This is a genomic window from Kribbella sp. NPDC104740, from assembly GCF_055583505.1.
The window spans coordinates 683,956-693,445 of the sequence record NZ_JBVJNV010000002.1 but is presented as its reverse complement, the minus strand read 5'-3'; the positions used below and the strand labels follow the sequence as shown (position 1 = coordinate 693,445).

7 protein-coding genes are annotated in these 9,490 nt (G+C 71.9%); 3 read left to right on the top strand and 4 right to left on the bottom strand.

What is annotated here, in order from left to right; genetic code table 11:
* Positions 1–153: 153 nt before the first annotated feature.
* Entirely contained in the window at positions 154–708 is a 555-nt protein-coding gene (locus tag ACZ6Z4_RS12780) for a sigma-70 family RNA polymerase sigma factor (RefSeq protein WP_465562148.1), read from the bottom strand.
* 110 nt (positions 709–818) lie between these two features.
* The gene (locus ACZ6Z4_RS12775; RefSeq protein WP_465562146.1) at positions 819–1,433 is read right to left on the bottom strand and encodes a hypothetical protein; all 615 of its coding nucleotides are present in this window, start codon (positions 1,431–1,433) and stop codon (positions 819–821) included.
* A 153-nt stretch (positions 1,434–1,586) separates the two neighbouring features.
* On the opposite strand from ACZ6Z4_RS12775, the gene ACZ6Z4_RS12770 reads away from it, so the two are divergent.
* Complete coding sequence (locus ACZ6Z4_RS12770) at positions 1,587–3,017, top strand: PepSY-associated TM helix domain-containing protein (protein WP_465562143.1); 1,431 nt, start codon at positions 1,587–1,589, stop codon at positions 3,015–3,017.
* Here ACZ6Z4_RS12770 and ACZ6Z4_RS12765 read toward each other — a convergent pair.
* Positions 3,014–3,358 (bottom strand): hypothetical protein, encoded by a 345-nt coding sequence (locus tag ACZ6Z4_RS12765; RefSeq protein WP_363673500.1) that lies wholly within the window; start codon positions 3,356–3,358, stop codon positions 3,014–3,016. The two genes, ACZ6Z4_RS12770 and ACZ6Z4_RS12765, sit on opposite strands and share 4 nt — an antisense overlap.
* 66 nt (positions 3,359–3,424) lie before the next feature.
* On the opposite strand from ACZ6Z4_RS12765, the gene ACZ6Z4_RS12760 reads away from it, so the two are divergent.
* Positions 3,425–6,871, top strand: coding sequence for an error-prone DNA polymerase (locus tag ACZ6Z4_RS12760; RefSeq protein ID WP_465562141.1), 3,447 nt, complete (start codon positions 3,425–3,427; stop codon positions 6,869–6,871).
* Between the two features lie 89 nt (positions 6,872–6,960).
* Positions 6,961–7,728, top strand: a complete 768-nt coding sequence (locus ACZ6Z4_RS12755; RefSeq protein WP_465562138.1) for a RibD family protein — start codon at positions 6,961–6,963, stop codon at positions 7,726–7,728.
* A 21-nt stretch (positions 7,729–7,749) separates the two neighbouring features.
* Here ACZ6Z4_RS12755 and ACZ6Z4_RS12750 read toward each other — a convergent pair whose 3' ends face one another.
* Complete coding sequence (locus ACZ6Z4_RS12750) at positions 7,750–8,535, bottom strand: class I SAM-dependent methyltransferase (RefSeq protein ID WP_465562136.1); 786 nt, start codon at positions 8,533–8,535, stop codon at positions 7,750–7,752.
* Positions 8,536–9,490: the final 955 nt, after the last annotated feature.

Genomic DNA, 9,490 nt, shown 5'->3' with positions numbered 1-9,490 from the left:
GTTTTTCCGTGGTACGTAAACCCTGCCGCCTTCTTCTTTTTGTCTCCTCTTTCCCCCCCCCCCCCCCCCCACCCCCCCGCCCCCCCCCCCCCCCCCCCCCCCCCCCCCCTCCTCACCGCCGGAGCACGCCGTGCGTCGACGGCTGCCGCGGGCCTACGCGACCAGCAGGTCCGCGAGCGTCGTCCGCGCTCGCGCCACGCGCGAGCGGACCGTGCCGACGGGGCAGCCCAGATGCGCGGCGACCTCGGCGTACGGAACCCCCGCGAGCTGCGTGAGCACGAACACCTCGCGGCGGTCCGTCGGGATCTGGTCGAGCAGCTCAGCCAGCGCGATCCCGTCGTCGAAGCCCGGCAGGTCGCGCGGCTGCGACTGCTCCGCGGCGAGCAGCCAGTCGCGGTCGGCGAGTCGCGGCCGGGAGGCCCGGCGGCGCAGCTCGTCGACGACCGTACGCCGGGCGATCGACAGCAGCCAGGTGCGCGCCGACGACCTTCCTTCGAAGCGGTGCAGGCTGGTCAGCGCGCGCAGGAACGTCTCCTGCGCGAGGTCCTCGGCCGCGGCCGGGTCGGCGGACAGATGTGCGACGTACCGGCGTACGTCGCGTTGCAGGGCCCGAACGAAGTCGTCGAGGGCGTAGCGATCGCCGTCGCGCGCGGCGACGGCGAGATGGGTGCAGTGGTCGTCGGGTGGTTCGAACAGGGCGGACGTCATGGTGTCCTTCGAAGTCCAAGCCCGGCCTGGCGTACGCCGGGCGCGCGGAAGCGAGCCGGCCGGATGGCACAGCTCGGACCCGGGCGGTCAGGCCCGGGTGGTGCGTGCTGTCAGGCGACAGCGGTTCCGCGCGGTGGTCCTCGGGAGACGATCGCGTGCACGAGCAGCAGCTGCCGGGGTGGGAGCTGGAAAGAGGTGGGCTTCGGCCGCGGTCCGTTGACGACAACTGGTGCAGGCGCGGGGAATCGCACGACGAGCCGGTCGGCGACCGCACGCAGTACCGCGAAAACGGCACGCTCGCCGTAGGCGAGCCAGAGGCCGCACAAGAGCGCGGCGAGAAGGTGGGCCGCGAGCATCCCGGCGGACCCATGGCCGCCAAGCATTCCCGGCATCTCGTGGGTGCCGACCGTTCCCGCTGACCCACCGTGCATGGTGTGCCCGTGGTGCATCGCCGTGTGGCTCGGAGCAACCATCGTCTGCGCCAGCGTGAACACCGTGTGCAGCTCAGCCTGCGCGACCACCGTGCCCACGACCACGAACCCGACGCTCCGCTCGCGATCCGCGACGATCCACGCCGCCGTCGCGATCGACGCCGTCCCCGGCACGAGCGCCCACCAGGGGATCCCGGCCCCGGACATCACCACGTGCCCGAGCGCCGCGAGCAGCACACAGACGGCCGCGAACATCACGGCCCGGGCGGCTCGGAACTCCCAGCGTCGCTGCATGGCGGCTCCATGGTCGCATCCGCCCCGTCACCGGCCCAGAGCCCGTCGTACCGGAACCTCCGGATCGCTGTGGCCCACAGCACAGAAACCGGCGGGAACTGATCGGCGACCCGATCCGACTCCTGTTCCGACCGTGTGCAGAAGGAGTGGAACGTGAGCGCAGTACAGGGCCCTGACGGTACGACGGCAGTCGCGCCGCGGGCCGAGCCGGCGGAGACCGCGCAGCGCACCCGGGGCGCGGGCCTGTTCCGCGCGTTCTGGCGCTGGCACTTCTACGCGAGCTTCCTGGTCATCCCGGTGCTGCTGATCCTCGCGACGACCGGCCTGATCTACCTGTTCCGCTTCCAGCTCGAACCCGCGCTGCACTCGGACCTGATGAAGGTCGACCAGCCCGCGGGCATCGTCGCGCAGCCGTACTCGTCGCAGCTCGACGAGGTCCGGCTCGCCTACCCCGGCAGCACTGTCGTCTCGATGACCGAGCCGTCGGCCCCGGACCGCTCGACGGTCTTCTCGGTCGACACCGCGGCCGGGCCGCGGGACGTGTTCGTCGACCCGTACGAAGGCAAGGTGCTCGGCGCGCTGAACCCCGACACCACGCTGTCCGGCGGCGCGATCCTGTTGCACGGCGAGCTGATGGCCGGCCGCTGGGGCGACTACGTGATCGAGATCGGCGCCTGCTGGGCGATCGTGATGGCGCTGACCGGCTACTACCTGTTCTTCCGCGGGCGGATCGCGAGGGCGCGGCGACGCGCGGCCGGTGCGGCAGGCGCCGTACTGCGGTCGCGGCACGGGCGGACCGGCGCGATCCTCGGCGTCGGGCTGCTGTTCCTGATCGTGTCCGGGCTGCCGTGGACCGGGGTGTGGGGTGCGAAGACGCAGGAGTTCGCGACCAGTCACGGGACGTCGTTCTGGGGTGCCGATCCGGGCGCGCTGTCGAAGCCGACGTCGACGCTCGACGAGTCGCTGCCGCACAGCCACACCGTCCCGTGGGGGCTCGGCAAGACCGAGGTGCCGCGCTCGGACCCGTCCGAGGCGCGCCGGTCGGTCGCGACCGTCGACACCGCGATCGAGGTCGGCCGCCGCAACGGACTGCAGCGCCCGATGACGATCGCGCTGCCCGGTGACAGCGAGGGCGTGTACTCCGCGATCGGCTACGCCTTCAACGACCCGGGCCAGGAGCGCACGCTGCACGTCGACCAGTACGGCGGCCGCGTGGTGTCGACGTACGGGTACGCCGACTACCCGGCGCTGGCGAAGGTCGTCTCGCAGGGCATCGCGCTGCACGAAGGCCGCCGGCTGGGCACGCTGAACCTGTGGCTGACCGCGACGTTCTGCCTCGGTGTCCTGTTCATGTGCGTCACCGGCCCGCTGATGTGGTGGCGCCGCCGTCCGAAGACGAAGGCGCTCGGCGCGCCGCGGGGCCGTCTCCCGCTGCGCGCGACACCGGCGCTGGCCGTGCTCGTCGTCGCTCTCGCCTTGTTCCTCCCACTCTTCGGCATCACGCTGGCCGCCGTCCTGCTGCTCGACCAGCTCGTCCTCCGTCGCGTCGCAGGTCTGCGAGCGTGGTTCAACGTCGCCCGTTAGGGCTCGAGTTTTCGCAGCGCGGTGCCGGGGATCCAGGTGATGTGGCCGTCGGGGGCCCGGACCCGGCCGAGCCACTCGCCGGCGTCCAGGACCCAGGCATCGAGCTCGCCGGGGCGCCAGTCGGCGGCGTACTGGACGGGGGTCGCGGGGTTCACCACGCGGACCTCCGTGGCCGGTCGCGGGCCGTGCGCGTTGAACTGCAGGTCCAGATCCGCCTTCATCCTCTCTGCTTCCAGGTCGCTGGCCAGGCCGCTCGCGCGCCAGCCGTTGACCGCGCCGTCCCATACTCCGTAGGTGCCGTCCCCGTCGTTCGACGGTCGCACCGTGAACCGTCCAAGCATGTGCACAACCGTAACCCATCTTCGAACACGTGTTCTACTCTTGGTGGTGTCGAGAAGGAGGACACGATGGGCTACAACAACCCGCCGGTGAAGTGGTCGGAGCTGGAGCGCCGGCTGTCGAACCGGTCGCGCCCGGGCAGCGACGGCGGCCGGCCCGCGGCGGGAGACGGCGGCGACAGCCCTGCGTGGTCGCAGCACCGCGGTCCGTACATCCCGGCCGAGGACGGCGAGCCCGCCGAGCAGCGGGCGGCCCGGCTGCGCGCGGAGGCGGTTCCGTACGCCGAGCTGCACGCGCACTCGACGTTCTCCTTCCTGGACGGCGCTTCGCAGGCGGAAACGCTGGTGGAGGCAGCCGCCGCGCTCGGGCTGCACGGGTTGGCGCTGACCGATCACGACGGGTTCTACGGCGCGGCCCGGTTCGCGGAGGCCGCCTCGGCGTACGGCGTGCCGACGGTGTTCGGGGCGGAGTTGTCGCTCGACCTGACCGGCCCGCAGAACGGGGCCGCCGATCCCGAGGGGTCGCACCTGCTGGTCCTTGCGGAGGGGACCAACGGGTACCACCGGTTGTCGGGGGCAATCACCCGTGGACAGCTCGCGGGTGGCGAGAAGGGCCGCCCGGTCTACGCGCTGGAGGATCTGGCGGCGCAGGCGGCCGGGAGCTGGGTGGTGCTGACGGGCTGCCGCAAGGGGCTGGTGCGGCAGGCGCTCGAGCGCGGCGGAGCGGCGTACGGGCCGGAGGCGGCCGACCGCGAGCTCGAGAGGCTGGTCGCGCTGTTCGGTGCCGACCGGGTGGTGGTGGAGCTGACCGATCATCAGCTGCCGACCGATTCCCTGCGCAACCGGATCCTCGCCGACCTGGCGGCCGCGCGCGGGCTGCCGGTGGTCGCGACGAACAACGTGCACTACGCGCAGCCCCGGGACCACCGGCTCGCCTCGGCGCTGGCCGCCGTACGGGCCCGGCGGGATCTGGACGCGATGGACGGCTGGCTCCCACCAGCGGGTACGGCGTTTCTCCGGTCGGGGGAGGAGATGCAGCGGATGTTCCACCGCTTCCCCGGCGCGGTGGAGCGGTCGGTGCAGCTGGCCGGGCAGCTCGGGTTCGACCTGCGGCGGGCGAAGCCGAAGCTGCCGCTGCGCGACGTCCCCGAGGGGCACACGCCGATGAGCTGGCTGAAGCACCTGACGCTGAAGGGCGCCGCGGTCCGGTACGGGCCGCGCGCCCAGCGGCCGGACGCCTACGAGCGGATCGAGCGCGAGCTCGGCGTGATCGGGACACTCGGCTTCCCGGGGTACTTCCTGATCGTCTACGACATCTGCCGGTTCGCGCAGTCGAAGGGGATCCTCTACCAGGGCAGGGGATCGGCGGCGAACTCCGCGGTCTGCTACGCGCTCGGCATCACCGCGGTCGACAGCATCCTCTACAACCTGCCGTTCGAGCGGTTCCTGGCCTCGACCCGCGAGGAGGAGCCGGACATCGACGTCGACTTCGACTCCGACCGGCGCGAGGAGGTGATCCAGCACGTCTACCGCAAGTACGGCCGGGAGAACGCGGCCCAGGTGGCGAACGTGATCTCGTACCGGCCGAAGTCCGCGGTCCGCGACGCCGCGAAGGCCTTCGGGTACTCGGTCGGCCAGCAGGACGCGTGGTCCAAGCAGGTCGACGGCTGGTCGTCGGAGATCGAGCAGGGCGAGATCCCGGAGCGGGTGGTGACGCTGGCCTCGGAGCTGCTGAAGTTCCCACGGCACCTGGGGATCCACTCCGGTGGCATGGTCCTGACCGAGCAGCCGGTCGGCCAGGTGGTGCCGATCGAGCACGCCCGCAAGGAGAACCGGACGGTCCTGCAGTGGGACAAGGACGACTGCGCCTGGATGGGGCTGGTGAAGTTCGACCTGCTCGGGCTGGGGATGCTGGCTGCGTTGCAGTACTGCATGGATCTCGTTCGCGAGCACACCGGCGAGGACTGGTCGCTGCACACGATCCCGAAGGAGGAGGCCGGCGTCTACGACCAGCTCTGCCGGGCGGACTCGGTCGGGGTGTTCCAGGTCGAGTCGCGGGCGCAGATGGCGACGCTGCCGAGGCTGTTGCCGCGTCGGTTCTACGACCTGGTCTGCGAGATCGCGCTGATCCGGCCCGGCCCGATCCAGGGCGGCGCGGTGCACCCGTACATCCGGCGCCGGACCGGCGAGGAGGAGATCAGCTACCTGCACCCCAAGCTGCGGCCGGTGCTGGAACGCACGCTCGGGGTGCCGCTGTTCCAGGAGCAGCTGATGCAGATGGCGATGGCGGTCGGCGAGATCGACGGCGACGAGGCCGACCTGTTGCGGAGGGCAATGGGTTCCAAACGCGGTATCGAGAAGATCAGCTCGCTGAAGTCGAAGCTGTACGACGGAATGGCGTCGAACGGGATCACCGGCGACCTGGCCGACGAGATCTACGACAAGATCGAGGCGTTCGCGAACTTCGGGTTCGCCGAGTCGCACTCGATCAGCTTCGGGCTGCTCGTCTACACCTCGACCTGGTTCCGGCTGCACTACCCGGCGGCGTTCCTGGCCGCGCTGCTGCGCGCGCAGCCGATGGGGTTCTACTCGCCGCAGTCACTGGTCGCCGACGCGCGTCGGCACGGGGTCGAGGTGCGCCGGCCGGACCTGCACCGGTCCGGGGTCGACGCCGGGCTGGAGTGGCTGGTCGACGGGCAGGAGATCACCGGGCCGACCGGAGACCCCGCCTGCCTGGTCGACCCGCAGCCGGTGGTCGGACCGTTCGACCCGCACGCCTCGGCCGACACGACCACGCACCGGCGCGACGGTGCGTACGCCGTACGGCTCGGGCTGGCGGAGGTGCGGCACGTCGGTGCGACGGACGCCGAGCGGATCGTCGCCGAGCGGGAGTCGGGCGGGCCGTTCGTGTCGATGGCCGACCTGGTCCGGCGTACCGGGATCACGGCCAAACAGGTCGACGCGCTGGCAACAGCCGGCACCTTCGACTGCTTCGGCCTCGATCGCCGCCAGGCGATCTGGCAAGCCGGCGCCGCCGCCGAGGAACGCGCCGACCGCCTCCCCGGCGTGACCCTGTCCGGCCCCCCACCGATGCTCCCCGGCATGTCCGAGGTCGAGACCGACATGGCCGACCTGTGGTCGACGAGCATCACCCCCACCGGCCACCCCGTCCAGCGCGCCCGCGACGACCTTCGCGCCGCCGGCATCCTGTCCGCCGCCGAGCTCCGCCAGGCCACCGACGGCTCCCAGGTCCGCGTCGCCGGCGTCATCACCCACCGCCAACGCCCCGCCACCGCCTCCGGCGTCACCTTCATGAACCTCGAGGACGAAACCGGCATGTCCAACATCGTCATCTCCGTCCAGGTCTGGAACGCCAACGCCACCGTCGCCCGCACCGCCGCCGCCGTCATAGTCCAAGGCCGAGTCCAACGCACCGGCCAAGTGGTCAACCTCAACGCCAACCACCTCGAACAACTCCCACTGGCCGCCAAGATGAAGTCCCGAGACTTCCGCTGACCAGCTCCACCGGTCCTCTCCTCTTCCACCCAACCGTTGTCGGTGGTGGCTGGTAGGTGTGGGGATCCGGCGAGTGGAGGAGTGGGTTGATGGTGGAGCGGCCACGAGTTGTGGTGGGGGTGGGGGCGAGTGTCGACGGGAAGGTGGCGCTGGTTCGGGACGCGTTGTTGATGCGGGAGCCGAGTACGGGGATCTGGGCGGGGATGACTGCGCAGGTGGAGGACTCGGTGGGAGGGGAGGTGCTGGAGGTGGTGCGGGAGAAGTACGGGTGCGACGCGATTCTCGAGGGGAGTGGGAGTCTCGTGGCGGAGGGGGAGACTCCGGAGGAGCTGCCGGCGTACGACGGGGAGGTGGGGGTGTTGTACGAGCACTTCTTGCCGCGGGAGGTGGTGGAGCGGGAGTTGCCGTCGCGGATGTGGTTCACCGTGGTGGACGGGCGGGGGCGGGTGCGGTGGACGGAGAAGCACGAGGGGTGGGACGCGCTGGTGCTGGTGTCGCGGGGGACACCGGCGGAGTACTTGGCGTACCTGCGGAAGGAAGGGGTCTGTTACCTGGTTGCGGGGGAGGAGCGGGTTGATCTCGCGCAGGCGATCGCTGCGATGGGGGCGGAGCTGGGGGTCGAGTGTGTGTTGTCGACTGCGGGCGGTGGGTTGAACGGCGCGCTGTTGCGGGCCGACCTGATCGACGAGTTGTACCTGACGATCGCGCCGGCGTTGATCGGTGGGCTGGGGACGCCGTCGGTGATGGACGGGGTGCCGCTGGCGCTCGGGGAGGCGCCGACCCGGCTGCGGTTGTCGTCGGTGCAGCACGACAGCGGAGGAACCGTGCGGCTGCACTACGACGTCGACCGCAGCTGAGTACGCCGCCTCCCCGGCGCGCTACTCGGCTTCCAGGACGAAGAACAGGAAGCAGACGAACGCCTTCTCGTCCGTCAGGCCCGGCGGCAGGAGGTCGCGCGGGGTGTCGGGGGAGTACGGCGGTTCGCTGAGCACGCTCAGGCGGAAACCGGCCTGGGTGAACGCGTCGGTCATCGCGTGCAGCGGGCGGTGCCAGTACGTCAGCTCGGCGCGCCGGCCGTTGAAGGTGTAGTCCTCGGTGAACTCCTTCGGCGCGAAGTAGTCCGCCTCGGGGTTGAACGCCTGGTAGACGATCGGGTGGTTCACCGAGAGGATCAGGCGCCCGCCCTTCCTCAGCACCCGCCGTAGCTCCGCGAGCGGCTCGGTCCAGTCGCGGAAGTAGTGCAGCACCAGCGACACCACCACGTCGTCGAACTCGCCGTCGGCGTACGGCAGCCGCTGCGTCAGATCGGCCACTTGTACGTCGGCGCCCGCGCCGAGACGCTCCCGCGCCAGTTCCACCATCGCCGGGCTGCCGTCGAACGCACTCACCACCGCACCCCGCGCCACCAACTCCGCCGCCAACGGCCCCGACCCACACCCGGCGTCGAGCATCCGGCGCCCCTTCACCTCTCCGGCGAGCGAGAGCACCGCGGGCCGCTCGTAGTAGGCGTTGGCCAGGCTCTTCTCGTTCTCGGCGGAGTAGTCGGCAGCGAAGCTGTCGTAGTGGTCGGGCTGCTGCAAGGGCTCGTCCTTCCGTAGTTCGCCGACCAGCGCCGGCGACCGCAGGCCGGCGACCGCACGGCGCGCCCTGATGGACGCCCCCAACAGCCCGAAGGTTCGGCCCGTCCGCCGGAGCCTGCATCTAACCGGTGGATGCACGCGAGGTGCCACCTCCGTGCGATGCTCCTGCCGCCGACCTGCCGACCTGCCGACCTGCCGACCTGCCGACCTGCCGACCTGCCGACCTGCCGACCTGCCGACCTGCCGACCTGCCGAGGCGCAAGGTTGCCGGGGGCGCCGGGTGGCTGGTTGCCGCGCCGTTGGCTGCCGCAGCTGAGCCCGCCGGACACCGGGCTGCGCCGCCGAGCCCGCTGGGCCGTCGCGGGACGGCGGGCCCGCCGGGCCGCTGGGTCGCAGAGCCACCGAGTTGCCGGGCTACCGACTCCGCTGGGGCGCCGGGCTGCGGAGGCCCAAGGTCGGCTGGGCTGTCTGGATCGCCGGGTAGCCGGTTGCCGTGCCGCCGGACTACCGCGGCCGATCCCGCCGGATATCGGGCCGCGCCGCCGAGCCCGTTGGGCCGTTGCCGGACGTCGGGGTCGCCGGGCCGCTGGGTCGCAGGGCCCACGAGCCACGGACCTGCTGGGTTGCCTGGGTCGCCGGGTGGCTGATCCCCTTGCCGCCGGGTTGCCGCCCCGCCGGGTCCGTTGGGCTGCCGCCGGACGCCTGAGGCGCCGGGCTACCGCGGCCGAGCCCGCCGGATGCCGGGGTTGCCGGACACCCGGCCCGTCGAGCCCGCTGGGTGCAGGGCCACCGGGCTGCAGAGGCGCCGGCCCGCTGGGGCGCCGGGTAGCTGGTCGCCGTGCGGTTGGGCTACCGCCGCCGGGCCCGTTGGGCCGGACGCTTGGGTCACCGCGCCGTTGCGCTGCTAGGGCGCAGGGCTGCCGGTTCGCCGAGCGGCCGGGGCGCCGAGCCGCGAGGGTCGCCGACCTGCCGGGGGTCGCCGGGCTGCGGCGGCAACCCCCTCGGCCATCTGCCGCGCGCACCGCGCGGTCACGACCGG

Coding starts and splice junctions, on each gene's coding strand:
- ACZ6Z4_RS12780 (WP_465562148.1), bottom strand. CDS start 708: ATGACGTCCGCCCTGTTCGAACCACCCGACGACCACTGCACCCATCTC.
- ACZ6Z4_RS12775 (WP_465562146.1), bottom strand. CDS start 1,433: ATGCAGCGACGCTGGGAGTTCCGAGCCGCCCGGGCCGTGATGTTCGCG.
- ACZ6Z4_RS12765 (WP_363673500.1), bottom strand. CDS start 3,358: ATGCTTGGACGGTTCACGGTGCGACCGTCGAACGACGGGGACGGCACC.
- ACZ6Z4_RS12760 (WP_465562141.1), top strand. CDS start 3,425: ATGGGCTACAACAACCCGCCGGTGAAGTGGTCGGAGCTGGAGCGCCGG.
- ACZ6Z4_RS12755 (WP_465562138.1), top strand. CDS start 6,961: ATGGTGGAGCGGCCACGAGTTGTGGTGGGGGTGGGGGCGAGTGTCGAC.